This is a genomic window from Bacillus cereus group sp. MYBKT111-2 (genome assembly GCF_051915205.1).
Lineage (GTDB): Bacteria > Bacillota > Bacilli > Bacillales > Bacillaceae_G > Bacillus_A > Bacillus_A paranthracis.
Genome location: NZ_JBQAEG010000003.1, coordinates 650,284 through 675,174, shown reverse-complemented (window position 1 = coordinate 675,174; position 24,891 = coordinate 650,284). Strand labels below are relative to the sequence as shown.

The following is a 24,891-nucleotide window of genomic DNA, read 5'->3' as shown; positions in this document are numbered from 1 at the left end:
CTGAGCACCTTGAGGTCCAGTAGCGCCGGTAGCACCTGTGTTACCCTGAGCACCTTGAGGTCCAGTAGCGCCGGTAGCACCTGTGTTACCCTGAGCACCTTGAGGTCCAGTAGCGCCGGTAGCACCTGTGTTACCCTGAGCACCTTGAGGTCCAGTGGCACCAGTAGCACCCGCTGGTCCTTGAGGTCCAGTAGGTCCAGGAGGCCCACCAGAAGGTCCAGTAGGTCCGGTAACTCCTATGCCGGTAGCGCCCGTGTTACCTTGAGGCCCAGTGGCACCGGTAGCGCCTGTGTTACCTTGAGCACCTTGAGGTCCAGTGGCACCGGTAGCACCTGTGTTACCTTGAGCACCTTGAGGTCCAGTGGCACCGGTAGCACCTGTGTTACCTTGAGCACCTTGAGGTCCAGTGGCGCCGGTAGCGCCTGTGTTACCTTGAACACCCTGAGGTCCAGTAGCGCCCGTGTTACCTTGAGGTCCAGTGGCACCGGTAGCACCTGTGTTACCTTGAGCACCTTGAGGTCCAGTGGCACCAGTAGCGCCTGTGTTACCTTGAGCACCTTGAGGTCCAGTGGCACCAGTAGCGCCTGTGTTACCTTGAGCACCTTGAGGTCCAGTGGCACCAGTAGCACCTGTGTTACCTTGAGGCCCAGTGGCACCGGTAGCGCCTGTGTTACCTTGAGCACCTTGAGGTCCAGTGGCACCAGTAGCGCCTGTGTTACCTTGAGCGCCTTGAGGCCCAGTGGCACCGGTAGCGCCTGTGTTACCTTGAGCACCTTGAGGTCCAGTAGCGCCAGTAGCACCAGTAGCCCCCGTGTTACCTTGAGCACCCTGAGGTCCAGTAGCACCGGTAGCCCCTGCTGGCCCAGTAGGTCCAGTAGGTCCTTGAATGAATGAAGCAGAATTAACTAGAGCGGTTTGTAATGCTGCGATTAATTTAAGAAGCTCTTGAAGTGTGCAAGGGTCAATTCGGAATAGTTTTGTAATGGATAGTAAATAATTAATTAGATTTTGAAGCTCGATAAATACAGCGCTTGCTACGAAAGTTGGATTTTTTAATATAGTTATTAAGTTTTTAATAATAGCTAACCCTTGTGCTTTCAGGGAGGAAGTAGCATCTAGTGAACAAATAAATTTACTTAGTAGGTTCAATGTATCAATTAGATCTTCAATATTTTGGGGAGATGGATTTGCGAAAAGTTTTGGGATTATTTTTGTTAAATCGATAATGATTGCGCGGAATGTTCTAAGTTGTGCCTTAGTAACTGGGATTGATGGAGTATTTGGAATTCGTCCAGCGCTACTTGGAAAGCATGGTTTGGAGAATTTGTTCTGACTGTCGTTATAATGAGACATTAAATCTCTCCTTTCTAATGAGGATATGAACGAAACTCATCATAGTAGATGCAAAAATTAGTTAAATGGTCATAGTAAAATCGTTTGTTTGAAGAAAAAATAGAAAAAACGCCTTATAATAAGGCGTTTTTTCTATTTTCTGCGTATTGATAATATCGTTTTAGTGAAATCTTTGATTTGAAGCCAGCTAGCTTTATAATTTCTGACTCCGGAGTTTCTTTTTTTATTAAGTTTAAAATATAGGTGTTACGAAAGTGTTGTCCTGAGATTCCTTTGCGTAAATTAGCTCTGGATACTTCAAGGCGAATCATTTTTTGGATAGCGATTTCTGTTAATCCCTTCGGTGCATCATTTTCGTATACCCATCTATATGTTCCGCGATTAAAATCGAATGCGACAAATAATGGGTCATTACTATGATATTTTGGACGAACGGGTTCGGGGATGCTTTTGTAATAAGTATATAGTTGTTTTTTGTCTTCGCTAGTTAAAGTAATTGTTCTTTCTACTCCTGCGGTTGCAGGTATAGATAATGTGTTAGTTTCAAAGTGGACGTGATGCATAGTTAATGCTGTAAGTTCCTGTAAGGATAATCCATAGTCAATTAATAAATTTAAAATAGCGATATTACGATCCATCAATAAAGGGCGTACAGGACGTTGTTTTTCTGAAAGTCCTTCTAATGAAGTGACTATATGTTTTAATCTTTTTTCTTCATCAGATGAAATGAAATCTTCATTGCGGAGTGTTCGGTCTGGTTGAATAGAAATTTCCATGTTCTTTAATGGGTTGGGAATATTTAGAAAGTGATGCATTCGATTTAATACAATGAATACACGGTGCATCGTTTTCTCTGAGTAATGTCGATTCTTTTTTAAGTCGGAAAAGTAATCTTCGTAGTCTTTTGTACAAAGTGTAGCCCATATATTACTGGAAGGGAGCTTTTTGTTTTTTTCTAACCAATGTCCGAAATCTTCAATGTCATAAACATAACGTTTAATGGTTGAAGGTTTTCGGCCTTTATTCAATAAAAAAATAGAAAAGGCTTGTATTGTATCATGGAATTCCGTTGTCTCCATAGTCCCACCACCTTCATTATTTCTTTTATTATAGCAAACTTTTCTGAAAATAGTCATTTGCAAAGGAGACAAGAATAATAATATTTGGTGAGTGGATAAAATGAGGTGATTGTATGGAACAATCGATGCGAAAGAAAAATAATAATCAAATTAACATTGTGTTAAATCATCGAAAGAAAATTTCTTTACCGGCTGCAGAAAATAAAACAGTAATTTCAAATGAAACTACTACGAAACATGAGATGCTGCAAAGAATTGAAGAAGAGATGGGAAAACTCGTTGGGATGGATGATATAAAAAAGATAATAAAAGAAATATATGCTTGGATTTATGTGAATAAAAAAAGACAAGAAATAGGATTGAAGTCTGAGAAACAAGTACTCCATATGTTGTTTAAAGGCAATCCGGGTACAGGGAAGACAACTGTTGCTAGAATGATAGGAAAATTGTTATTTGAGATGAATATTCTATCAAAAGGGCACTTAGTTGAAGCTGAACGTGCAGATCTTGTAGGAGAGTACATCGGTCATACGGCTCAAAAAACAAGAGATTTAATAAAAAAAGCAATGGGGGGAATTTTGTTTATTGATGAGGCTTATTCATTAGCACGAGGGGGAGAAAAAGATTTTGGAAAAGAAGCAATTGATACGCTCGTAAAACATATGGAAGATAAACAACACGGTTTTGTATTGATTTTAGCTGGATATTCCAGAGAGATGAATCACTTTCTTTCATTGAATCCAGGACTGCAATCTCGTTTTCCGTTTATAATTGAGTTTGCGGATTACTCAGTAAATCAGCTGTTAGAAATAGGGAAGAGGATGTATGAAGAACGTGAATATCAGTTATCGAAAGAGGCTGAATGGAAATTTAGAGATCATTTACATGCTGTAAAGTACTCATCGCAAATTACATCCTTTAGTAATGGGCGATATGTCCGGAATATTGTTGAAAAATCAATTCGTACACAAGCTATGCGGTTGTTACAAGAGGATGCGTATGATAAATATGATTTGATTGGAATATCAAGTAGTGATTTGATGCTTGAAGAGGAGACGCACAGTACGTAAACTGTGCGTCTGTTTTTTATATAAGTGCTTTACTATTTTTTTGCTTTTTCTTGATAAGATTTATGGAAACGTTCCATTTTAGCGCTTTTTTCGTGTGCAGAATTAGGATCATGTCCAATTTGATCTAGTGAGCTTTTTTGAGCCCTTTTATTCACATGGTTTGTCATTTGTGTTCACCTCACTTTGAGAATTAGTATAAACATTATGTAAGGAAAAACTCGTTAGAAAAGAAAAACCTCTTTACGATCTGTAAAGAGGTTGGATTGCTATTTATGCATTGAACGTTCGTTTGTGTCGATGCGTCTATGCGGTAAATGCCATTTGTAATGAATAGAAACCATGCGGAAGCAAACAATTAAAATGAATAAGGTGTATAGAGCCCAATCGCTAACAATAATTTGAGCGCCGATTAAGAAACCTGCCAGAATCGTCCAAAAAGCATATACATCAGCTCGAAGAACGAGAGGTTTTCTACGAGCTAAAAGATCGCGGATAATACCGCCTCCAATGCCAGTTAAAACGGCTGCTACGATTGTAGCGCTAATTGGTAAATTTAATTTTTGAGCGTATAATGCCCCTTGTACGGCAAATGCTGATAAGCCGATAGCATCAGTGATGTTTTCCCACTTTTTCCAGTGTCTAATTAATTTATTTGGAAAAAGAAAAATAATCGTCATTGATAAAAGTGCGATTTGGAATAACATGTCTTGTTGCCAAAACGCGATAATCGGATAACCGATTAATAAATTACGAAGGGCACCTCCCCCAAATGCGGTTGCCATTCCTAAAATATACACCCCGAAAATATCATAATCCTCTTCCATTGCAACAATAGCCCCGCTTAATGCGAAAGCAATTGTGCCTATGATGCTAAAAATCTCCCATGCCATGAATTTTCTCCCCCGCTAACTAGATGAAATGTGCTTCCTCTGCTATTATATTAGAAGGTTTAAATTTCGAAAAGGATGAGTGAATATATTTGATGGAAGAAAAAGAGAAAGTCATATTAGTGGGCTGTCAATTGCCGCAAGATGATGATGAAAAATTTATGCATTCCATGAAAGAACTTGCATCATTAGCGAAAACTGCACGAGCAGAATTGTTAGTGTCTACAACGCAAAAACGACCGAAGTTTCATCCGGCGACTTATATAGGTAAAGGTAAATTAGAAGAGCTTACAATGTTAACTGAAGAACTAGAACCGGATGTTATCGTATTTAATAACGAATTAACACCGAGTCAAATTCGGAATTTATCCGCAGTATTAGATGCGAGGGTAATTGATCGAACGCAACTCATATTAGATATTTTTGCGCAACGTGCGAAGTCGAGAGAAGGGAAGCTTCAAGTAGAATTAGCTCAGTTGCAATATACAATGCCGCGTCTTATGGGGCAAGGATTGTCTTTATCACGTCTTGGTGGTGGTATTGGAACGAGAGGGCCAGGTGAAACGAAACTTGAGACTGATCGTCGTCATATTCGAGCGCGCGTTGATGAAATAAAGAAGCAACTTGCAGTTGTTGTGGAACATCGAAAAAGATATCGTGAGAGAAGAAAAGATAATAAAGTATTTCAAGTTTCGTTAATAGGATATACGAATGCGGGAAAATCTACACTGTTTAATAGATTAACGGAAGCTGATACGTTTGAAGAAAACTTGTTGTTTGCAACACTAGACCCGACAACAAGGAAGATGCCGCTACCTTCTGGTTATACAGTATTACTAACTGATACAGTTGGTTTTATACAAGATTTACCTACGTCATTAATTGCTGCATTCCGTTCGACTTTAGAAGAAGCTGGTGAAGCGGATGTTATTTTACATGTTGTGGATTCTGCAGATCCTAATTATGTAGGGCATGAGAAAACAGTAAAACAATTATTGTCAGAACTCGAAATAAATCATATTCCTATTATTACGTTATATAATAAAAAAGATGAATTACATCAAAACTTTATTCCGTTTCCGAAAAATGACTTCTTAATGACTAGTGCTTTTGAAGAAAAGGATCTATTACATATAAAAGAAGCGATAGAAACGAAAATGAAGGAAGAAATGAATCGTTATCAAGTGGAGATTCCTCCGAGTGAAGGTAAGTTATTAACTCTATTAAAGACGGAGACGCTATTAACAAAAATGGAGTTTTTGGAAGATAAATTTGTGTATGATTGCGCAGGGTATATTTTTGCTCATTCATCACTTAATGCGCAATTAAAGAGATTTTTAGTGGAAGAAGGAGAAAATAAAAATGTTTGATCGTTTGAAAAATGGAGAAAAAATTGCTCCAATCGTAAAAGAAGTAGAGAGCCAAATTACAGAAGTACATAAACGTGCGGATGAAGTAATTGAAAGTAATCAGTTTCGTGTATTAGAAAGTTTTCGTAAACATAAAATTAGTGATTCACATTTTATTCCGACGACAGGTTACGGTTATGACGATATTGGTCGTGATACGTTAGAGAAAGTGTATGCGGATGTATTTGGAGCGGAAGCTGGTCTTGTTCGTCCGCAAATTATTTCAGGTACTCACGCTATTTCTACAGCGCTATTCGGTATTTTACGTCCAGGAGATGAGTTATTGTACATCACTGGTAAGCCGTATGATACGTTAGAAGAAATCGTTGGTGTACGCGGAAAAGGTGTAGGATCATTTAAAGAATATAATATTGGTTATAATGCAGTTCCGCTTACTGAAGAGGGGCTTGTTGATTTAGGAGCTGTTGCGGCTGCCATTCATAGTAATACGAAGATGATTGGAATTCAACGCTCAAAAGGTTATGCTACTCGTCCGTCTTTTACTATTTCTCAAATTAAAGAAATGATAGCGTTTGTTAAAGAAATTAAACCGGATGTTGTCGTGTTTGTAGATAACTGTTATGGCGAGTTTATTGAAGAACAAGAGCCATGTCATGTTGGTGCAGATTTAATGGCAGGTTCGCTTATTAAAAACCCGGGCGGGGGAATTGTTAAAACTGGTGGTTACATTGTTGGTAAAGAACAGTATGTTGAAGCGTGCGCCTATCGTTTAACATCTCCAGGAATCGGTGCGGAAGCAGGGGCATCTTTATACAGTCTGCAAGAAATGTATCAAGGTTTCTTCTTAGCGCCGCATGTAGCAGGACAAGCGCTAAAAGGTGCGATTTTTACAGCTGCATTTTTAGAAAAGTTAGGAATGAATACATCACCAGCGTGGAATGCACCAAGAACAGATTTAATTCAATCTGTTCAATTTGATGACAAAGATCGCATGATTGCATTCTGCCAAGCAATTCAATATGCATCTCCGATTAACTCTCACTTCACTCCATATGCCAACTATATGCCGGGGTATGAAGATGATGTAATTATGGCTGCGGGAACGTTTATTCAAGGTGCAAGTATTGAATTGTCGGCTGATGGTCCAATTCGTCCGCCTTATGTTGCTTACGTACAAGGTGGGCTAACTTATTCGCATGTGAAGATTGCGATTTGTTCTGCAATTGATGCATTAATTGAAAAAGAATTATTAACAATTTCTTAAAGGGAAGCTGTCGATTTCGACAGCTTTTTTCGCGTGAAAGTAATGATTTATTTCATTAGAAAAAAGAATGAAAAAACTTTTTAAAAAATCATGTAAGAAAAGCTAACATCTATTGACATCAAACATAACATGGTATAAAATGAGAAGCAGTTAAGGCGAAGGAGGAACTGAAACGATGAAAGAAGATAGACGTTCTGCCCCGCTGTTTCCTATTGGTATTGTTATGGATTTAACACAATTATCTGCACGTCAAATTCGCTACTATGAAGAGCATAATCTTGTTTCTCCAACCCGTACAAAGGGGAATCGTAGATTATTTTCATTTAACGATGTAGATAAGTTGTTAGAGATTAAAGATTTATTAGATCAAGGCTTGAATATGGCTGGTATTAAACAAGTGTTACTAATGAAAGAAAATCAAACAGAAGCAGTGAAAGTAAAAGAAGAAACGAAAGAAATTTCAAAAACTGAGCTTCGCAAAATACTTCGAGACGAACTACAACATACAGGTAGATTTAATCGAACTTCATTGCGACAAGGTGATATTTCAAGGTTTTTTCACTAAAGAGAACTGATTCTGAAGGTGTTTAGAGGGACTAAGGAGGAATTTATAATGGCTAGGTACACAAAAGAAGATATTTTCCGTTTGGCGAAAGAAGAGAATGTAAAGTATATCCGTTTACAATTTACGGACCTTTTAGGGGTAATTAAAAACGTAGAAATTCCAGTGAGCCAATTAACAAAAGCTCTTGATAACAAAATGATGTTTGATGGATCTTCTATTGAAGGTTTCGTACGTATTGAAGAATCTGATATGTACTTATATCCAGACTTAGATACTTGGGTGATTTTCCCTTGGACAGCTGAAAAAGGTAAAGTAGCTCGATTGATCTGTGATATTTACAATGCAGATGGAACTCCATTTGAAGGGGATCCACGTAACAATTTAAAACGTGTATTAAAAGAAATGGAAGCTTTAGGATTCTCAGATTTCAATCTTGGACCAGAGCCAGAATTCTTCCTATTCAAAGTAGATGAAAAAGGAAATCCAACATTAGAATTAAACGATAACGGTGGATACTTCGACCTTGCGCCGATGGATCTAGGGGAAAACTGTCGTCGTGATATCGTTCTTGAACTTGAAGAAATGGGCTTTGAAATTGAAGCGTCTCACCATGAGGTTGCTCCAGGGCAGCACGAAATTGACTTCAAATATGCAAATGCAATTCGTTCATGTGATGACATTCAAACATTCAAACTTGTTGTAAAAACAATTGCTCGTAAACACGGTTTACACGCAACATTTATGCCAAAACCATTATACGGTGTGAACGGTTCAGGTATGCACTGTAACTTATCACTATTCAAAAATGGTGAGAACGTATTCTATGATCAAAACGGTGACTTACAATTAAGTGATGATGCTCGTCACTTCATCGCAGGTATTTTAAAACACGCACCGGCATTTACAGCGGTGGCAAACCCAACTGTAAACTCTTACAAGCGTTTAGTACCTGGATACGAAGCTCCTTGTTACGTAGCATGGTCTGCACAAAACCGTAGTCCATTAGTACGTATCCCTGCATCTCGTGGTATTAGTACACGCGTAGAAGTACGTAGTGTTGACCCAGCTGCAAACCCATATTTAGTAATGGCTACATTATTAGCAGCAGGTCTTGATGGAATTAAAAACAAATTAACTCCACCAGCTGCAGTAGATCGTAACATCTACGTAATGACAAAAGAAGAGCGCGAAGAAGCAGGTATCGTTGACTTACCAGCAACATTAGCGCAAGCTTTAGTTACATTACAATCTAACGAAGTAATTAGTAACGCATTAGGAGATCACTTACTTGAGCACTTCATCGAAGCGAAGGAAATTGAGTGGGATATCTTTAGAACGCAAGTTCACCAATGGGAACGCGATCAATATATGTCTCTTTACTAAGAGGCTTGAACCCTTGATACAACTGGTATCAAGGGTTTTTTATTCCCCTCTCGTCACAATGTTATGTGGTTGCGAAATGAAAAACAGCCACAAAACAGCCACGAAAAACACCAAAAAAAATTCTACTCTAAAACATTACTCATATACTTTTCAAATTCAGAAATAGAATCTTTATTGATTTTATCACTAATATGTGAATAGACATTAGATGTCATTTCGATACTTTTATGACCTAATCGTTCTTGTATATATTTTAAGTTAGCACCGGATTCTAATAACAAAACAGCATGCGTATGTCTTAAAGAATGGATATCAAGACTAGGTATGTTAACCTTTTTCAAAATTCTTGAAAAGGCATTAAATAAAGTTGATTTTGGTAAAAAATTACCGTCTGTTCGGGTGAAAACTAAATCTAAATTATGTTTATAACTTTCTTGTAATACTAATTTATTCTCATTTTGCCATTTCTTATGATTTAACAAATCTTTAGCGAGTGGAGCTGGAATCATAATTGTTCGTCTAGATGAAAATGTTTTTGTGTCACCGAATAGTTCTTCATCATCTTTAGCTGTGAAATCTAATGTCTTTGTAATATTTATCGTTTGTTCTTTAAAATCAATATCACTCCATTGAAGTGCGGCAGCTTCACCTTTTCGCATTCCAGTATTGATAAGTGTCTTAAAAAAGATATAATAGATATAATTATATTGATAAGATGCTTTTAAGAATAGTGGAATGTCTTCTGTACGCATATACTTGAGACCTTCCTCTTTTTTTTGATTTTTATTCGAAATTACAACATCATCACAAGGATTTGTTCCAATCTTTTTTAAGCTAACAGCCTTACACATTGCATTATTCATAGTTCGATGAATTATTTTTACAGTTCCCTTGCTGTATCCTTGATCAGTGAGATGATTAATAAAGTTTTGGTACATCATCGGTTTTAAATCTTTTAAATTAATATTTTTAAAGTACGGGATGATGTGTTTTTCAATGTTTCGTTTGTGTAGGATGAACGTGTTTTTTCTAACGGTATTTTCTTTATACACTTTAAGCCAATCTTCTAAAAAGTACTTTAAAGACGTTGGAACATTTTCAATTTCAAAACCATTCAATATCCTTTGCTCTTCTTCAGCAGCCGCAATTTGGGCTTCTTTTTTTGTTTTAAAGCCACGTTTAGTTTTTTCTTTGTACTGGTGAGTATAGGGGTCTTTGAACTTAATTCTATATTGCCAACCATTGCTCACTTTTCTAAAGCTAGCCATAATAATCCTCCTTATATAAAATTACAGTTAACATACAGATTGTACATTAATTGTAATTGAATAATAGCATGTTAACCTAATTACTGTAAAAGAAAACTTACACATATAGAACGTACGTGCTAAAATAATTCTTATTCAGAATAAGAAAGGGGAATGGAAAGATGAAGAGTTTTATTGGTGACCCAGGTGGTCACGAAACAGCTGATCCAGGAGGATGGTCATCTTTATATGGACCAGGTGGTGGAATGGGTAAACAAAAGTTATTTGGACCCGTCACTGGGGTATAACAAAAAGACACTTTAAAAGTGTCTTTTTGTTATAAATAAAATCAGTATTTTGGATATATATCACTATTCATAAAGCCGGATTTTAGAAATTGGGTTATAATGTTAATGAAATAATATATTTTATAGGGGATGAAAGTATGAATAAAACGTTTGAATTTAAAGGTTCTGGGAAATCTATTATTACTATTGATGGAAACTTTATCCGTATAAAGAGAAAAGGTTTTGTTAACTTTATGAATCATGGTTTGGACGGCGAAAAAACTATTGATATTAATAACCTAACTGGAATTCAAGTCAAAAAGGCTGGATTTACAAGTGGTTATATACAATTCATTTTCATGGGAAGTCAAGAAAGTAAAAAAGGTGTATTTGCAGCAACTCAAGATGAAAATACAGTTATGTTTGTAAAAAAAGAACAAAAAATGGCTGATGAAATTAAAGAATACATTGAAGGTTTCTTAGCTAATAAAGGTAAGTCGCAAGTTGCAGCAACTATAAGTGGAGCGGATGAGATATTGAAGTATAAAGAATTGTTAGACCAAGGTATTATTACTGAAGAAGAGTTTCAGGAAAAGAAAAAGCAATTATTAGGTATTTAAAAAGCACTCTGATGAGTGCTTTTTATTTTCGGATTAAAGAGAGCTGAATAGCTCTCTTGCTCAAATTGTAAAAAAAAGAATATTTTACAATTTGAAATTGGAAATGATTTCTTTTATGATGAAATCAAATCATAATATTTCATTATTCTCACCAAGGAAACGCACATAATAATCTAGTTGTTTGCAGAAATTTTTTCTTTGATGTTCAGATAACACCCCATATGTTTTCTGAACACCAAGCAAAGTATTATGTAACATTTCATCATCCGAATTATCAATGTATCCTGTAAGTACATCTAGTGTTACATTGAAATAGGAAGCGAGGCGAAATAATGTAGTGAGATCAGGCTCAGAAAAACCATTTTCGTAATTATTTATTTGGCTTCTACTAAGGTTTAGTTCGTGAGCTAAATCTTCTTGCCGTAATGAACGACTTTTTCTTAACGCTTTTAAAGTTTCACTAAATGTTTTCATAGTACAAGTATAATTATATACATATCGATATACTATAAATGATAGATTTACTGTCATTTATATTGTATTGATAGAAAATCTATTTTAATTTGAAATAAAATAGAACAAAAGTTCGGTTTTGTGGTAAAATATGCATATGAGGTCTTCATACGTTAAATGTATAATTGCATATTTATTTTTATTTAATTTGAGATATGTTGATATATAGCACTTTTTCAACTTTCTCAATAATTATCTGATAACAACACGACTGAATTTTGGAAAAAATGTGATATTATGATAATAATAAAATAAACGGACCAAAAAAAGACCCACGGTGTAAGTAGTGCTGGTAACACTCTTACACTGCCCCCTAATCCACCTAGGGAACATTGTCGCGGATCTTGTACATAACTATTATAACACACCTTAGATTGAGAGTGACACGTTTTCCTTTATATGTAACAAAATGGGGTTTACGTGTCTTTTTGTTCCGACAAGGAGGAGCAAAATGAAATATTGGTTAGCTAAAATTATTGATAAAATTGATTTTCAAAAGAAAAGTAGAGAAAAAATAGCTAAGTCATTAGGAATTAGTGGACCTGCATTCTCAAAGAATTTATCTGGAAAGAGTGAATTAGATTTTTTGAATATGGTGAAGTTAGTTGAGGACTTATATGAAGATTCGTTAGAAATAAAATATATGATTCATGAGTTTTGTAAAAAGACAACTAGTAAAAAAAATATAAGAATAGCAATGGAGTATGGAAATGCCTTAGGTGATTTAGAATTACTTAGAATAGCTATTCAAAGAGGGTTCGAATCTAATAATGCTAAAACCTATGAATGGGCACATGTATATGAACTTGTATGGTTAAGAGCTAAGAAAATCTTGAAGACAGATGAATTTTTAGAGGAAACTGAAAACAGAAAAAAGAGTAAAGTACTTAAAAATAAAGAAACTAAAATAATGTATGATATTTTGACTTTATATTCAATGTATGATTGTAGAGATTTTAATTTTTTGAATGGGTACACAGAAACATTGCAAGCAAAAATTGAAGAAGTTTCTAATCAATTTATAAAAGATTTATATAGCAATCGTATCAAAGAATGGTTAGCTTATGCATTATTAATGGATAATCAAATAGAGAAGGCCAGAGATTTATGTCACAGTATTTTAAACGTTAATGACGAGTGTGGTTATTTACGATTACTTAAGGTTTCCGCACTAGGATATTTAGGAGAATCGCATGTTAAAAATTACGAACAATCCTTGTGGTACTTAAATAAGGGGATTGAAATACTAGATCAACTGTATTTTGAGAAGGCTGACAATCGAAAAAAAGAATTTTTAAATATGAGGTCTTATCTTAGAATGATCCATCAAAAAGATATGCATGATTTACAAATTTTTGACGTAGGTGAAGAAGCACTCTGGTATATAGTAAAGGGAGAGAAGGAACAGGCGGTTACTATATTAAGAAATTACGAAAAAGAGAATGGTAGTCTTTCTCCAATGAAGTTATGTTATTTAGGAATGGCTTTAGAAGATGAAAAATTGTTGAAAAAATCAATTGAATTATTTTATTCACAAGGATGTAAATTTTATAGTTATTTACCTAGAAAGATATTGGTAGATATTAATAAAAATGGTATAATATATAAGGGTGATGTTAAATGAAAAAAGTATTATCTATAGTAACAATTTTGGCTTTGGCTGGAGTATTATATGTAACTCCTACTAAAGATCAAAAAGAGCAACCTAAACAAGTAGCAAAGGAAGCTCAAACTCAAATTATGCTTAAAATGGACCCTGGAACAGGAATGGGTTAACTCAAAAGTTTCAAGGTTATACAAATAGATTGAATGCGATTGTCTCATAAAGAGGCAATCGCATTCGTCGTTTATAGGACTCTTAACTAAATTTCGAATTTGAAAAATAGTTATAGTTTGTGAAACATTCACAAACTATATAAGAATACTGGGGGCTTAGGGATGAGAAAAGAGAAATTAGAGAACGTAACATTAAAAGAAGTTGTGGAATTTGAATCACAATTATTGGATGTAATGAAAGCAGCGCACGAAGGTGATGAAAAATCCATTAAAATAATATTAAAAATGAAACAGGCGATCAGTAGCTGTTAAAGCTATTAATCGCCTGTTATTTTCATTAAGTCTTTAAATAATTTCATGATTTCTTTTTGTTTTTCGGGATCTTTTTCTCTAAATTGAGTTATTAGTTCTTCGAATTCATCTTGAACACTCGTAATAAAGTTCTTTTCATCGGATTCTCCCAGTACGTAAGCTACCGATATATTTGCCAATCTTGCTATTTTAATCGCCATCTCTTTAGAGGGGCCTTTTTCATTATTAATATTTTCCCACATAGATATAAGAGGTTTGCTAACCCCTAATGCCTCAGAAAATTCTCTTTGACTCATCTTTAATATTTCAGTCCTAATTTCTTTTACCCTCCGACTAATTAGTTCATGATTCATATAAAATTCTCCCCTTCTACAGCAACGTAGATACTCCGATATTGTGTTTTACTGTAATAGTACTGCAGTAATATTCTATATAAAATGTAACAGAAAAGTTAACTCTAAGACAACCTTTAAATTTTTTTACATTTAGGGGTTTACTTTAAGTTAACCTTTATGTATACTCAAATTAACGAATTAAACAAAAGGTGATGACATGATAAAACTTAATACAGAGAAGGTGAAATCCTTAAGGGAACAACATGGTTATAGTCAACATTTTGTAGCGAAATACCTAGGTTATACACACAAAGGTGCATATTCGCTTCTAGAATCTGGAGACAGGCAACCAAGTGTATCTAAATTAGGGATGTTAGCTAAGTTATATGAAATAAAAGTTGATGATTTATTAGTAGGCTAACCAATAGTTACCTTATTTTTTTAATTAAAGGTTAACTTTAATTTAACCGCATAGAGAGAGGAGAAGAATAATGAAACAATTACAAGTTTTGCACCATCCGGTAAGTGAGTTTGTTTTTATGGAAGGAAACCAAGTTGTTACAGACAGTTTAACAATGGCTCAAATGTTTGGGAAAGAACATAAAAATGTAATTCGAGATGTTGAGGTCCAGTTAGAAAAATTGGCTGAAGCAAATGAAATGGAATGGGGGCAGCTCAACTTTGAGCATACCCAATACCAGCATTATCAAAATAAACAGTGGTATCCAAAATTTAATCTTACAGAAGATGCATTCGCAATTGTTGCAATGAGTTACATAACACCAGAAGCAATGAAAATGAAAATTAAGTTCTTACAAGAATTTAAGCGAATGAAAGAGTACATCCAAAAGTTACAGCAACAACCTAAAAGTGTTGAAGATGCAATTATCTATAGTATGACTGAACTCAAACAAATAAAATCACGACAAGATCACACAGAAGAAGAAATGAGCAAAATGAAACTTTTAGTAGATAACGAACTATGGCTTACCGAGCAACATAAAGGTGCTGTGCAACGTAAGGTAAAACAACGTGTTTTTGAACTTAAAAAAGAAGGTTATGTCAATGCATCGTATCAGGGGATATATGGAGCACTGAAAAGACATTTTGGTGTAGCTAAATACGATAAAATCCCAAGGAAATATTATCAAAATGCTATGCGATTTATCGCAGGATGGTATCCGCCAGAAAGACCTGTCGCATTAGATGATTTCATTTCTTAATAGGTACTTTATAGAAAAGGAGATGTGAAAAATGATTAGCGTACAAGTTGATGAAAAAGAAGTTAGAAAAATCTACTTAGAAAAAGTCGAAGAAAAAGTAAGGACTATCGATGCGGAGTTGGTATTTTGGGACACGAACGAATTGAAAAGAAGAACATGTATGAGTTGGAACACAATTCAAAAAGAATTTTTCTTTGATCCAAGGTTCCCAAAATTTAAAGTTGGTTCAAAATGGTACTTTCCATCTCAAAAAGCTAAAGAGTTTCTGTTGCAATGGCTATCTGAAAGATAAGGAGGTGATCTAGTGGAAGATACAACATCGTTAGTTATATTCGCAATGTTTATCGCATGTAGTGTTGGGTTAGGATACATCACTTACGAACCAATAAAACAATGGGCTTGGAGTGATGTTAAAGAAAATAAAAAGACCCATGGCAGTGGGTCCCTTAAAAAAAACAAGTTTCTATAAGTATATCACGGAAAGTAGGGAAATAGTACATGCGTTTAACTGAATATCAAGTGCTATTACCTAATAAATTCTGGAATTTAGCAGAGAGCAAAGATGAATTAAAGAAAATGATTGAACAGTATTTCAAAGTTGGTTATCCGCATTATGAAATTCAACGAATAATCAAAAGTGGACAAGCATATGTGGCAGTTTGTACGAGGAGGTAAATATAATGGCAGAAGTTAAATGGATAAAGCTTTCAACAAGTATGTTTGAGGATGAAAAAATACGTTTAATTGAGAGCATGCCTGAAGCTGATACCTTATTAATTATATGGATTAGATTATTAGCGCAAGCCGGGAAAACAAATGCGAGTGGGTACATTTTTCTTAGTAAAAACATTCCTTATTCAGATGAAATGCTTGCAACTCTATTCAATAGACCAATTGCGACAGTAAGGTTGGCGCTTCAAACATTTCAGCAATTTGGAATGATTGAGATAACAGAGGATCAGTACATTTGTATTTCGAATTGGGAGAAACACCAGAATGTTGATGGTCTAGAACGTGTAAAACAATTAAATGCAGAACGGAATAGAAAGTACCGTGAGCGTAAGAAACAACAGCAATTATCACTAGAAAATAAGGGCAGTGAAAGTGACGTTGCCGTGACGTCACGTGACGATACAGATATAGAAGAAGATAAAGAATTAGATAAAGAAAAAGAATTAGAAATAAATAATACATCTTCTTCTGACGAATCAGATACAAAAGTATCAATTCCTTATCAAGAAATCCTAAATTACTTAAATGAAAAAGCGGATAAGAACTTTAATCATAAAGCGGAAAGTCACAGAAAACTAATTAGAGCTAGATGGAATGAAGGTTATACAGTTGAAAACTTCAAAACCGTCATTGACAACAAGGTATCACAATGGCTCGGAAAGTTTGATAAAGAAGGAAAACCTCTTGATCAGTATTTAAGACCAAGCACATTATTCGCTCAAAAACATTTCGATAATTATTTGAATGAAACGGTTAGCAAACCTCAATCTAATCAACAGCAATACGGTAATCACATAGATATTCCGGGGTTTAAAGGAAATATGCCATTTTAACGAGGTGAACGGAAATGCAAAAAATGCAGAAATCATTTGAAAAGATAGCGGCATTAGAATTTGCAGATGAATATTGCGAAAGCCATACATTTAGTAAAGGTGGACAAGTAACTGTAAAGCCAGTAAGAAAGATGATTGATAAAAATGATGGTTCGATTTATTGCCCAAGATGCAAAGTAGAACAGCAGGATTCAGTCTTATTCCAACAAGCCAACAACTATTACAAGAAGATCAATAGAGAGCGGCAGAAGAATCTTCTTTTTAAACATAGTGTTATTGAAAATCAATCAATTACAGAATCAAGGTTAGAATCCTATGAAACGGATTGTCCAGAAACTAAAGCAAATAAGAAAAAAGCTATAGCAATTTTGGAGCGTATTAAAAAGGGCGAAACTCTAAACGTGTATATTGCAGGAATTCAAGGTGTAGGAAAAAGCCATTTAGCTTACGCAATGCTATATGAACTGGTAAGGCATTATTGGACAATTTCTGATGGCGAAGCCCTTAATGATGAATACGCATTTAAGGAAATGAAAAGTTGCTTGTTTGTAGAGATAGAAAAACTTATTCGTTTAATACAAGACTCATTTCGAAATAAAGAGTCAAAATACACGATGGATTATTGTATTAGCTTAATGGTTGAAGCGGACTTTCTGGTTATTGATGATTTAGGAGCTGAAAGTGGCTCTATGAATAGAAACGGAGAGGCGAGCGATTTTGTTCATAAAATACTTTATGGTGTTGCTAATGGGCGGCAAGGAGCGAACAAAACAACAATTACTACATCAAATTTATCAAGCAAACAGCTATTTCAAAAGTATGATCCGAAATTAGCGAGTAGGTTGTTAAATGGAGTATCAAAAGATGAAACAATCGTATTTAAAACAACGACAGATAAAAGGATTCTAAATTTAGATATTGGTTTCTAAGGAGGAATAAACATGTGTGTATTATGTCATGATACAGGAATTATTCGTAAAGAAACTTATCCGGGAGTAATTGAAACGAACGGTTGTAATTGTGAAATAGCAAAGCAACAGCAAGAAGAAAACGATAAGCGTTGGCAAGCATGGCTAATAAAATTCGAATCAATGAAACAAGAATTAGAAAGAAACAAACAACAAAAAGCTAGTTAACAAGGGGGAGAAAGCTATGAAAAATACAGGTGTTGCAAGAAAAGTAGATGAACTAGGGCGTGTAGTAATTCCAGTAGAGTTACGCAGAACTTTGGGGATTGCTGAAGGAACAGCATTAAACTTTCATGTTGATGGGGAAAACATCGTTTTAAGAAAACATGAAAAGTCATGTTTTGTAACAGGTGAAGTTTCTGAATCAAACATGGAATTGTTAGGTGGTCGAATGTTTTTGAGTAAGGCGGGAGCAAATGAGTTACTTAATGCTCTTGAAAAGAGCGTGAAGGTACATGCCTAAGCAACTAAATATTTTTGATGTAGAGCCAGCAATTTGTGAGTTTGATGTAATGAAAGCCAATGTAAAAAAAGGAAATGGACGCGTTACATATACAGATGTACGTGTCCAAGTTCCAAGAAATGCAAAGGGTACGGATGAGTTACCACGTACAACTAAACAAGATGATCGCTATGACATATTTGAACAATATGTAATGGCAATTTGGAGATTCCAACGCGCTGTAGATAAATTTTTTAGTTGGGATACAGCGGAAGAGTTATGTAAGGCAGCAAGGGATAAAAAAGAAATTATCCCGGTAAGGATTTATTTAGGAAGTGGATTTAAACCTGATGTTGTCGAGTACATGCGGTAGTAAAAGGGAGAGGGACATATGAAAAAAATAGAAATTGATGTTAGTAGCAACAAGCTTTTAATAGTAAAGGATGGAAATGTAACAGCAGTAAATCCACCAATGAGCGGATTTGGTGAACAAGTCGCGGTTTGGGTAAACGGTAAAGTTGATCGTGTGGATACTAAGTTTACTGAAAAGATAAAATAATCATTTTTAGAAAGTAGGTTCGCTTATGAGTGTAGCAAGAAATCATGAGGCGATGAAGGAATCGAGATTGAAAATTTACATCGCTTTAGAAGAAGCTAACTTCATTTGGGATGAAAGAGATGTAATTCGTTTTCGTGAAATGTGGAATCAAGGTATGAGTTTACCAGAGATGGCGGAAGTACTAAGGAGACACCAAGCGGAAGTTGCGCTCCTTGTAATAGATCAGGCTGATAAGTATTTAATTAAAAATCGTCCGACAGGATTAGGAATTTGCTAAATAGGAAGGGGAAAACAAAATGAACGTTATGGAAAATGGTGTATTGGAAGCAACGAAATTAATTAGTGAAGCAAACAAAGAAGAGCAAGTTATAAAAGAAGCTACTGTTTTACAGATTGCAAGTATCTTGTCAATCGGTGAATTAAATGATTATCAGGAAGCAACATTACGTACTTGGAATAACAAAACTGATTTTGGAGGACGCGTTTCAAATGCAGCTTTAGGGCTTACAGGAGAAGCTGGTGAAGTTGCCGATATTGTAAAAAAAGCAATTTATCATGGTCATGGATTTCAACCATCGCATGGCCCAGGAGAAGAGGATGGAAATACTCATAAATTAGCATTAGAGCTAGGGGACATTATATATTATGTATCAATTATGGCACACGAACTGGGATATACGTTACAAGATATTGCTGAAATGAACATAGCAAAATTGGCTAAAAGATATCCAGATGGATTTAGTCGGGAAGCAAGTCAAGCACGTGTCGATGTGAAATGAAAAAGGCTAGGATTTCTCCTAGCACTCAAGCATAAGTCGCATGGAAAGCAAGTATTGTGCAAATCGGGTATTTGCAAGTTCATTATATAACGTTTATTGGGTAGATAGGGTGAATCAATGTAATCTTTACGCAGGTTTTACATGATATTGAAGTTTTTGATAAAGACCAAATTTGAATTTTATTAAGAAATGGGGAATGAGAAATGGCTATTGAAGCACATAAATGTAACGTTAAAGGATGTAATGGTCTTGTAGTTTTTGAAAATGCTGATTTTGATTTGCAAAATCCTGACACAATTAAAGGAGTTTATGCACTTGATGATCCTACTTGTAACGTTTGCGGAAAAGAATTTTTAGTAGTACCTAGCTATTCTGTCATTGATCTTGATGTAGAAACACAAGAATTTGAAGAAATTGAACCAGCTTGTATTACTGAATGGCAGAATCAAAAATTTTAACCAAAGCGTTATTTTGGGAAGATGGAAAATTTAAGTGCTATATAAATTTAAAAATTATGGACAGGAAGAATAATTATAAAAAGAATATTGCATATAAAAATGCAGCATATATAATCCAGCCAAATGTAAGGATAATGTATTTTAGAATTTTCATAATTAGTCCTTTTGGGTATAGAGTGCACCATGCTGGAGAATTTATTAATTTTTTAACAAAATTCTTATTTTAAAAATAGAGAGCTCTTGCCAAAGAACTCTCTTACCAAAACTTATATTGAATGAATACACACCATAATGTATGCATGTTGTTTAGGTATGTGTAGTTGTACAATAAAATCTTTATTTGGAAAGAATTCAGCCCCTAACGGTGCGCTGTTAGGGGCTGAATCTCGAGAACTTTTATTAAAATTACATGAGGTTGATCAGTGAATGTAACTATCGATCTCTCGAATTATAGCACTAAGTAAATTAAATTTACAACTTAATATTTACATTTAGTGATAAAAGATATGGAGGGGAATGGAACGGATGAGACATACAAGAAATAGACAAATGACAAAAATAGGTGAAGAAAATTTTATGGGAATGAAGAATATCAAAATTTCAACGATACGAAAGTTTGATGGAGAGTTTAATAATAGATTAGATCCAACTTTCCGGTGGCACAGAGATTATCATGGTATGAATATTGTATCTTTTAACCGTAAGGGTGAAGCATTTAAAACTAATGTGATAAAAGTTAGAAATTAAACAAAATCGTTATTTAAATAAAAGAAACCCCGTTTGTCTGCGGAGTTCCTAAGGGTAATTGTCAAGTAATGACGTACTCGACTAAATAACCATATCATGAATTTTTTGGTAAAAATACTGGTAAATGTGTCCAAATGGATAGGAGTATTATTTTGAACAAAAACGCTAATTTAAACAAAAAAGAACACTGTTTAACAGTGTTCAATATGTAGAACCGGTGGGTAGTTCTCTATATTATATGTGCTTTTTTAATAACTATGTTGGTTAACCGAAAAAGAGCATATGCACAGATGTGCTCTTTTTAAGGTGGATTTCTCTACAATAATATATGCTCGTATTATCAAAATGGTGACAAGCTTATAAAAATTTCATTTTGTAGAAAAATGAGGTGCTCAGATGAAAGGCTCTACAAAGTATCAACTATTAAAAGATGATTTCGATCATGCTGTAAAACAAATTGAACTGAGAAATAAAGAAATTGAACTTCTTAGAGCAGGTCGTGACTCATCTATACACGAATGTCGCCAATTGTTTAATGAACGGATGAAACTTAAAGAGGAAATTGAGTTTTTAAAAGATGATGTTCAAATAAGGGATGAACATATTGAAAGACTCGAGAAGGAATTACAGGAATATAAAAGAGCAGCTAGCAAAAGCTAACTGCTCCTTTTGACAAAAGATTCCGGGCTGCCAACACTGTTAAGAAAGCAGCTTATAGATAGTATGCACAAAGTTGTGCTAATTATTCCAATTAATAAAGGACAGCTAGTGAAAGCTAACTGTCCAGCCTTTAGAGAAAGGGAGGAATAAAAATGGGTATATAAAAATTCCTCCATCTACAGTATTGACGGAATATTGAGTTTTATTCGGGGGGGGAGAGAAATGAGTAAATTCAACGGTCAAAAATTAACGGAACTTCGGCATTTATTCGGAATGACTCAAGGGCAAGCTGCTGAATTGTTGGAGGTTGATACCCAGAGGTTGATTGAGATAGAGCGGTCAAGAATCATTCCGTCGTTTAATCAAATACAAGTACTATGCAGAAGGTTTCATGTTAAACCAAAGTATTTTTATTGCGAATCATTTGTAACTAATAGAGTGAATCCAAATTACATTGCTTTTCGTCATTAATAAACTAGGAGGTAGTGGGAAATGAAAGTAACATTTGAATATGAGTTAGAGGATAAGCAAAGAGAGTAGTTTGAGCATGTAAGAGCGGAAGAAGGCGAAGCGGCAGCGTTTTATTTTTTAGAGGACTTAGTAAAAAAAGAAATTGAAGTCGCTGAGGCTGTTGAAACAGAGTACAAAGAATAAAACTCAACAAAATAATCCTTTGGATAGAAAGTGAGGTTAAAAGAATGGAAGATAACGTAAAGCTATTAGGTGCAGATGGAATGTGTGGAATGGAGTTCACAGGAAATAAGGTTAATGTTTATAACGATGCAGGATACGTATTGGAAAGTATGGCAACAAAGGAGCATGTTCAGGAAGTTATTGACTTTCTTGAAGGTTGCAAAGAACAAATGAAATAGAAAGTGAGGCTGAGAGAATGAAAGCTTTGAAGAAAAGAAAAATTCGAAAAGCAATTGCTCGTCGTGCAAAAGATGTGGAAAAGTATCAAGTGAATAAAGCTTGGAGAAATATTTTTGTACAAGCTGGTATTTTAAAGTGAATGCAAACAGAATATAGTCCGGCTAGAAAACTAGAGGACACCAATTCATTGAAGCAGCAATTAAAGCTGTTTTAGGAATAGGTGTCCTTTTTATTTTGAAAAGGGAGATGGGGAAATGAAGGTGTTAAAGGATCAGCTACGTGAATGGAAAAGGCAATCGAATCAAGAGAAAAAGAAAGCTAAAAAGAAACGAAAAGAGAAGTTAAGCACTCGTGATATTGAAGGTTTAATGGGAATTCATGGGCCACGTTATGAACGTAGACGTGGAGCATTAAGACAAAAATAATAACAATGGAGGAATTTAATATGAATAAACAATTATCATTTAAAATGCCTGTTTTAGATGAAGAAGAGACAAAGAATGAAGTTGAAAAAGTATTTGAGGAGTATCGTATGTATTTATCTCAAATGCCAAGTGACATTTTACCTAAAGTAACCGCATCATATTCAATTGTTCCTCCATCTGTAACGAATGAATTCAACAGTTCTACAGAAAACATAGCGATTGAAAGGTTACAATATGAGATGGCTAGAGATAAATTTATGAATTGGGTTCATAGAGCTGTTAACAGGCTACCAAAAAGAGAAAGACAAATTATTCATATGTATTATATGGAGGAAGATAAGGGTTACGATCCAGACATTATGGATGAAGTGAGATTAGGTAGAACCACGTATTACAAAGTGAAAGGAAAAGCTTTATTACGTTTAGCTTTCAGTTTGCGGAAAGAAGTGTTTAAACAAAAGGCGCAAGGTGAAGAGGTAGAAACGGTATGAACATTGTACAACCAATTCGAAATAAAGAAATCATCCAAGAAATAAAAGAGTTCTATAAGAAACAGAATGAGAGGAACTACATTCTGTTTCTTCTTGGTATTAATACAGGCTTTAGGATATCAGATATATTACGCTTGCGTGTTCGTGATGTAGAAGGATGGAATATTGTTATACGTGAAAAGAAGACAAAGAAAATAAAGGATATCAAGATGCCATCTGAATTAAAGAAGGCAATTCGTGATTATACAAAAGGAAAGCCAAAAAACGAGTATTTGATTAAAAGTAGGAACGGGAAAAATAAACCAATCACAAGGGCAATGGCTTATGTGATATTGAATCAAGCGGCGCAAGAGTTTGGGTTAGATCGTATTGGAACACATTCTTTACGTAAAACATACGGATATCATCATTATCAACAGTTTAGAGATGTGGCCGTTTTACAACAAATGCTAAATCATACAGAGCAAAAAGAAACATTAAGGTATATCGGAATTGAACAAGATACATTAAATGATTATCAAAGGAAATTTAAAATCTAATTTCTTTCTTTTTTTATCAATTTTTGAATTAGCTACAAACTGAACGTGTCAAATTCATTTCCGTTATAATACATAAAAGCTTGATACATATGAGATAAATGCGGACAGGTGAATTTAACACACTCTAGTTTATAGCTAATTCATTTTAAAGAATAAAAGACCATATCTAATCAAAACTGTGCGAAAAGAGGCTGAAATATGATCTATTTAAATAAACATCAATTACAAAGGATTCAAAAAGAAGCTACTGGACCTTCGGATTTTTTTAGAAAGATTGGTAGTGAGATAGTAGATTCATTTATGGGGAAAATGAATGATATCGATATTACGTATAGGGATTTTAGTAAGAAAAGAAATAGGATATCTGTTAAAAAGAATAAATCGCAGCAGAAGAATTGGAAGAGGTGGAAAAAGAGAAAATGAAAAGCGCGAACTATTCGTGAACTATTTGTGAACTATTTACGGACACGTTTTGGTTTTTAACATGATATATTTGTATTGTGAGAAGTGGCGGAAAACACAACTCACTATGTTGTTTCTAAAAATCTAAACGGCTTCATAATGACGGCACATAAAATCCGAAACCAGCAGATGGTACTGATTGAATGTTACCGTTAATAAGGAGAGCTTTTGCTCTTCTTCCAGTTACCTAATAATATTGGTGTACATGAATGTAACAACATTAGGTGATTGGAAAAAGAATAAAACTTCACGTACCACAATTGAAAAACAAATTAATAATTGAGAAGGAAGCACCCGACTGGGTGCTTTTTATTTTGAAGGAGGCTGAAAAATGGATTTAACATTAGAAGGTCTAGGAAAATGTTTTAATGAGGCTTTAGATGAAGAGGCGAATTATGTAGCTGTTCAGATTGAAATGGATGGATTTCCTAGCGATGAAGTAATTATTAATGATAAGTATAACATTGAATCAAAATTGGAGTATTACAAGAAGACGTACAATGAGGATTTAGAACATAGATATGCTCCAGGTATTCGTATTGTTGGATATGCGTATGGCTATTCGCTCTCAGGAATTCAGCGTGAGTTAGGATTATCAGTAGAATAATGATTAAACAAATAACAATTAAGGAGTGTTGA

41 protein-coding genes are annotated in these 24,891 nt (G+C 34.8%); 34 read left to right on the top strand and 7 right to left on the bottom strand.

Going from position 1 to position 24,891, the window contains the following annotated elements; genetic code table 11:
- The coding region (locus ACTFNE_RS12265; protein WP_439998043.1) for a collagen-like repeat preface domain-containing protein at nt 1-1,353 on the bottom strand (1,353 nt) is incomplete at its 3' end.
- A 113-nt stretch (nt 1,354-1,466) separates the two neighbouring features.
- Nucleotides 1,467-2,432, bottom strand: a complete 966-nt coding sequence (locus ACTFNE_RS12260) for a tyrosine-type recombinase/integrase (RefSeq protein WP_000450313.1) — start codon at nt 2,430-2,432, stop codon at nt 1,467-1,469.
- A gap of 113 nt (nt 2,433-2,545) precedes the next feature.
- Here ACTFNE_RS12260 and spoVK point away from each other — a divergent pair, with 113 nt between their 5' ends.
- Nucleotides 2,546-3,502 (top strand): stage V sporulation protein K, encoded by a 957-nt coding sequence (gene spoVK / locus ACTFNE_RS12255; protein ID WP_000438181.1) that lies wholly within the window; start codon nt 2,546-2,548, stop codon nt 3,500-3,502.
- Nucleotides 3,503-3,534: 32 nt separating this feature from the next.
- On the opposite strand, the gene ACTFNE_RS12250 is transcribed toward spoVK, so the two are convergent.
- Both ACTFNE_RS12250 and ACTFNE_RS12245 read right to left on the bottom strand, forming a co-directional pair.
- Nucleotides 3,535-3,669, bottom strand: a complete 135-nt coding sequence (locus tag ACTFNE_RS12250; RefSeq protein ID WP_270705978.1) for a hypothetical protein — start codon at nt 3,667-3,669, stop codon at nt 3,535-3,537.
- A gap of 99 nt (nt 3,670-3,768) precedes the next feature.
- Nucleotides 3,769-4,392: a trimeric intracellular cation channel family protein gene (locus ACTFNE_RS12245; RefSeq protein ID WP_270705979.1), complete on the bottom strand. Its 624-nt coding sequence runs from the start codon at nt 4,390-4,392 to the stop codon at nt 3,769-3,771.
- Between the two features lie 92 nt (nt 4,393-4,484).
- Here ACTFNE_RS12245 and hflX point away from each other — a divergent pair, with 92 nt between their 5' ends.
- The 4 genes from hflX to glnA all read left to right on the top strand — a co-directional run bounded on the left by hflX (nt 4,485) and on the right by glnA (nt 8,971).
- Nucleotides 4,485-5,759, top strand: a complete 1,275-nt coding sequence (gene hflX / locus ACTFNE_RS12240; RefSeq protein ID WP_000391388.1) for a GTPase HflX — start codon at nt 4,485-4,487, stop codon at nt 5,757-5,759.
- On the top strand, nt 5,752-7,023 hold the full coding sequence (locus ACTFNE_RS12235) for a methionine gamma-lyase family protein (RefSeq protein ID WP_000460300.1): 1,272 nt from the start codon (nt 5,752-5,754) through the stop codon (nt 7,021-7,023). The genes hflX and ACTFNE_RS12235 overlap by 8 nt, the downstream gene beginning before the upstream one ends.
- A gap of 175 nt (nt 7,024-7,198) precedes the next feature.
- Nucleotides 7,199-7,588, top strand: a complete 390-nt coding sequence (gene glnR / locus ACTFNE_RS12230; protein WP_000656783.1) for a transcriptional repressor GlnR — start codon at nt 7,199-7,201, stop codon at nt 7,586-7,588.
- Nucleotides 7,589-7,636: 48 nt separating this feature from the next.
- The gene (glnA, locus tag ACTFNE_RS12225) at nt 7,637-8,971 is read left to right on the top strand and encodes a type I glutamate--ammonia ligase (protein WP_000135330.1); all 1,335 of its coding nucleotides are present in this window, start codon (nt 7,637-7,639) and stop codon (nt 8,969-8,971) included.
- A 122-nt stretch (nt 8,972-9,093) separates the two neighbouring features.
- On the opposite strand, the gene ACTFNE_RS12220 is transcribed toward glnA, so the two are convergent.
- Nucleotides 9,094-10,239, bottom strand: coding sequence for a tyrosine-type recombinase/integrase (locus ACTFNE_RS12220; protein WP_088339428.1), 1,146 nt, complete (start codon nt 10,237-10,239; stop codon nt 9,094-9,096).
- A gap of 161 nt (nt 10,240-10,400) precedes the next feature.
- Between ACTFNE_RS12220 and ACTFNE_RS12215 the strand changes: the two genes are divergently transcribed.
- Nucleotides 10,401-10,526 (top strand): hypothetical protein, encoded by a 126-nt coding sequence (locus ACTFNE_RS12215; RefSeq protein WP_254916610.1) that lies wholly within the window; start codon nt 10,401-10,403, stop codon nt 10,524-10,526.
- 137 nt (nt 10,527-10,663) lie between these two features.
- Nucleotides 10,664-11,125 carry a DUF4429 domain-containing protein gene (locus tag ACTFNE_RS12210; RefSeq protein ID WP_048540309.1) on the top strand — a complete coding sequence of 154 codons (462 nt, stop codon included), beginning with the start codon at nt 10,664-10,666 and terminating at the stop codon, nt 11,123-11,125.
- A 129-nt stretch (nt 11,126-11,254) separates the two neighbouring features.
- On the opposite strand, the gene ACTFNE_RS12205 is transcribed toward ACTFNE_RS12210, so the two are convergent.
- Nucleotides 11,255-11,599, bottom strand: a complete 345-nt coding sequence (locus ACTFNE_RS12205; RefSeq protein WP_000847491.1) for a helix-turn-helix domain-containing protein — start codon at nt 11,597-11,599, stop codon at nt 11,255-11,257.
- 490 nt (nt 11,600-12,089) lie between these two features.
- On the opposite strand from ACTFNE_RS12205, the gene ACTFNE_RS12200 reads away from it, so the two are divergent.
- From ACTFNE_RS12200 to ACTFNE_RS12190, 3 genes are all read left to right on the top strand, one after another.
- Nucleotides 12,090-13,262 (top strand): AimR family lysis-lysogeny pheromone receptor, encoded by a 1,173-nt coding sequence (locus tag ACTFNE_RS12200; RefSeq protein ID WP_048540311.1) that lies wholly within the window; start codon nt 12,090-12,092, stop codon nt 13,260-13,262.
- Nucleotides 13,259-13,414 carry a hypothetical protein gene (locus ACTFNE_RS12195; protein ID WP_163257910.1) on the top strand — a complete coding sequence of 52 codons (156 nt, stop codon included), beginning with the start codon at nt 13,259-13,261 and terminating at the stop codon, nt 13,412-13,414. The genes ACTFNE_RS12200 and ACTFNE_RS12195 overlap by 4 nt, the downstream gene beginning before the upstream one ends.
- A 162-nt stretch (nt 13,415-13,576) precedes the next feature.
- Nucleotides 13,577-13,726, top strand: a complete 150-nt coding sequence (locus ACTFNE_RS12190; RefSeq protein WP_001224393.1) for a hypothetical protein — start codon at nt 13,577-13,579, stop codon at nt 13,724-13,726.
- Nucleotides 13,727-13,731: 5 nt separating this feature from the next.
- On the opposite strand, the gene ACTFNE_RS12185 is transcribed toward ACTFNE_RS12190, so the two are convergent.
- Complete coding sequence (locus ACTFNE_RS12185; RefSeq protein WP_048540313.1) at nt 13,732-14,079, bottom strand: helix-turn-helix domain-containing protein; 348 nt, start codon at nt 14,077-14,079, stop codon at nt 13,732-13,734.
- Between the two features lie 223 nt (nt 14,080-14,302).
- On the opposite strand from ACTFNE_RS12185, the gene ACTFNE_RS12180 reads away from it, so the two are divergent.
- The 24 genes from ACTFNE_RS12180 to ACTFNE_RS12065 all read left to right on the top strand — a co-directional run bounded on the left by ACTFNE_RS12180 (nt 14,303) and on the right by ACTFNE_RS12065 (nt 24,859).
- A complete protein-coding gene (locus tag ACTFNE_RS12180) occupies nt 14,303-14,482 on the top strand; it encodes a helix-turn-helix domain-containing protein (RefSeq protein WP_270705980.1) in 180 nt (59 codons plus the stop codon).
- Nucleotides 14,483-14,552: 70 nt separating this feature from the next.
- Complete coding sequence (locus tag ACTFNE_RS12175) at nt 14,553-15,284, top strand: ORF6C domain-containing protein (RefSeq protein ID WP_048540315.1); 732 nt, start codon at nt 14,553-14,555, stop codon at nt 15,282-15,284.
- A 31-nt stretch (nt 15,285-15,315) separates the two neighbouring features.
- Nucleotides 15,316-15,576: a group-specific protein gene (locus ACTFNE_RS12170; RefSeq protein WP_048540317.1), complete on the top strand. Its 261-nt coding sequence runs from the start codon at nt 15,316-15,318 to the stop codon at nt 15,574-15,576.
- A gap of 12 nt (nt 15,577-15,588) precedes the next feature.
- A complete protein-coding gene (locus ACTFNE_RS12165; protein WP_000390301.1) occupies nt 15,589-15,753 on the top strand; it encodes a hypothetical protein in 165 nt (54 codons plus the stop codon).
- Between the two features lie 29 nt (nt 15,754-15,782).
- On the top strand, nt 15,783-15,959 hold the full coding sequence (locus tag ACTFNE_RS12160; protein WP_048540319.1) for a hypothetical protein: 177 nt from the start codon (nt 15,783-15,785) through the stop codon (nt 15,957-15,959).
- Nucleotides 15,960-15,964: 5 nt separating this feature from the next.
- On the top strand, nt 15,965-16,849 hold the full coding sequence (locus tag ACTFNE_RS12155) for a phage replisome organizer N-terminal domain-containing protein (protein WP_048540321.1): 885 nt from the start codon (nt 15,965-15,967) through the stop codon (nt 16,847-16,849).
- 14 nt (nt 16,850-16,863) lie between these two features.
- Nucleotides 16,864-17,778, top strand: coding sequence for an AAA family ATPase (locus ACTFNE_RS12150; RefSeq protein WP_001171109.1), 915 nt, complete (start codon nt 16,864-16,866; stop codon nt 17,776-17,778).
- Nucleotides 17,779-17,790: 12 nt separating this feature from the next.
- Nucleotides 17,791-17,985: a hypothetical protein gene (locus tag ACTFNE_RS12145; RefSeq protein ID WP_088339426.1), complete on the top strand. Its 195-nt coding sequence runs from the start codon at nt 17,791-17,793 to the stop codon at nt 17,983-17,985.
- A gap of 16 nt (nt 17,986-18,001) precedes the next feature.
- The gene (locus tag ACTFNE_RS12140; protein WP_000799086.1) at nt 18,002-18,280 is read left to right on the top strand and encodes an AbrB/MazE/SpoVT family DNA-binding domain-containing protein; all 279 of its coding nucleotides are present in this window, start codon (nt 18,002-18,004) and stop codon (nt 18,278-18,280) included.
- On the top strand, nt 18,273-18,632 hold the full coding sequence (locus ACTFNE_RS12135) for a hypothetical protein (protein WP_001125952.1): 360 nt from the start codon (nt 18,273-18,275) through the stop codon (nt 18,630-18,632). Before ACTFNE_RS12140 ends, ACTFNE_RS12135 begins: the two co-directional genes overlap by 8 nt.
- A gap of 18 nt (nt 18,633-18,650) precedes the next feature.
- A complete protein-coding gene (locus ACTFNE_RS12130) occupies nt 18,651-18,818 on the top strand; it encodes a DUF3954 domain-containing protein (RefSeq protein WP_000717826.1) in 168 nt (55 codons plus the stop codon).
- 25 nt (nt 18,819-18,843) lie between these two features.
- Nucleotides 18,844-19,095 carry a hypothetical protein gene (locus tag ACTFNE_RS12125; RefSeq protein ID WP_000109486.1) on the top strand — a complete coding sequence of 84 codons (252 nt, stop codon included), beginning with the start codon at nt 18,844-18,846 and terminating at the stop codon, nt 19,093-19,095.
- Nucleotides 19,096-19,114: 19 nt separating this feature from the next.
- Nucleotides 19,115-19,597, top strand: a complete 483-nt coding sequence (locus ACTFNE_RS12120; RefSeq protein WP_001102009.1) for a nucleoside triphosphate pyrophosphohydrolase family protein — start codon at nt 19,115-19,117, stop codon at nt 19,595-19,597.
- Nucleotides 19,598-19,800: 203 nt separating this feature from the next.
- On the top strand, nt 19,801-20,055 hold the full coding sequence (locus ACTFNE_RS12115) for a hypothetical protein (protein ID WP_000963458.1): 255 nt from the start codon (nt 19,801-19,803) through the stop codon (nt 20,053-20,055).
- A 525-nt stretch (nt 20,056-20,580) separates the two neighbouring features.
- Nucleotides 20,581-20,802, top strand: coding sequence for a hypothetical protein (locus ACTFNE_RS12110; RefSeq protein WP_001216585.1), 222 nt, complete (start codon nt 20,581-20,583; stop codon nt 20,800-20,802).
- A 396-nt stretch (nt 20,803-21,198) separates the two neighbouring features.
- Nucleotides 21,199-21,462 carry a hypothetical protein gene (locus ACTFNE_RS12105; RefSeq protein ID WP_100632400.1) on the top strand — a complete coding sequence of 88 codons (264 nt, stop codon included), beginning with the start codon at nt 21,199-21,201 and terminating at the stop codon, nt 21,460-21,462.
- Nucleotides 21,463-21,684: 222 nt separating this feature from the next.
- On the top strand, nt 21,685-21,933 hold the full coding sequence (locus tag ACTFNE_RS12100) for a helix-turn-helix transcriptional regulator (protein ID WP_000033082.1): 249 nt from the start codon (nt 21,685-21,687) through the stop codon (nt 21,931-21,933).
- Nucleotides 21,934-22,160: 227 nt separating this feature from the next.
- Nucleotides 22,161-22,334, top strand: a complete 174-nt coding sequence (locus tag ACTFNE_RS12095) for a hypothetical protein (protein ID WP_163258359.1) — start codon at nt 22,161-22,163, stop codon at nt 22,332-22,334.
- 17 nt (nt 22,335-22,351) lie between these two features.
- Nucleotides 22,352-22,474 carry a DUF3983 domain-containing protein gene (locus ACTFNE_RS12090; RefSeq protein ID WP_000645582.1) on the top strand — a complete coding sequence of 41 codons (123 nt, stop codon included), beginning with the start codon at nt 22,352-22,354 and terminating at the stop codon, nt 22,472-22,474.
- Nucleotides 22,475-22,589: 115 nt separating this feature from the next.
- Complete coding sequence (locus ACTFNE_RS12085; RefSeq protein ID WP_088339423.1) at nt 22,590-22,760, top strand: hypothetical protein; 171 nt, start codon at nt 22,590-22,592, stop codon at nt 22,758-22,760.
- A 20-nt stretch (nt 22,761-22,780) separates the two neighbouring features.
- A complete protein-coding gene (locus ACTFNE_RS12080; protein WP_088339422.1) occupies nt 22,781-23,251 on the top strand; it encodes an ArpU family phage packaging/lysis transcriptional regulator in 471 nt (156 codons plus the stop codon).
- Complete coding sequence (locus ACTFNE_RS12075; protein WP_088339421.1) at nt 23,248-23,790, top strand: tyrosine-type recombinase/integrase; 543 nt, start codon at nt 23,248-23,250, stop codon at nt 23,788-23,790. Before ACTFNE_RS12080 ends, ACTFNE_RS12075 begins: the two co-directional genes overlap by 4 nt.
- Before the next feature lie 198 nt (nt 23,791-23,988).
- A complete protein-coding gene (locus tag ACTFNE_RS12070; RefSeq protein WP_088339420.1) occupies nt 23,989-24,213 on the top strand; it encodes a hypothetical protein in 225 nt (74 codons plus the stop codon).
- 370 nt (nt 24,214-24,583) lie between these two features.
- A complete protein-coding gene (locus ACTFNE_RS12065; protein WP_088339419.1) occupies nt 24,584-24,859 on the top strand; it encodes a hypothetical protein in 276 nt (91 codons plus the stop codon).
- The last annotated feature ends 32 nt before the right edge of the window (nt 24,860-24,891 follow it).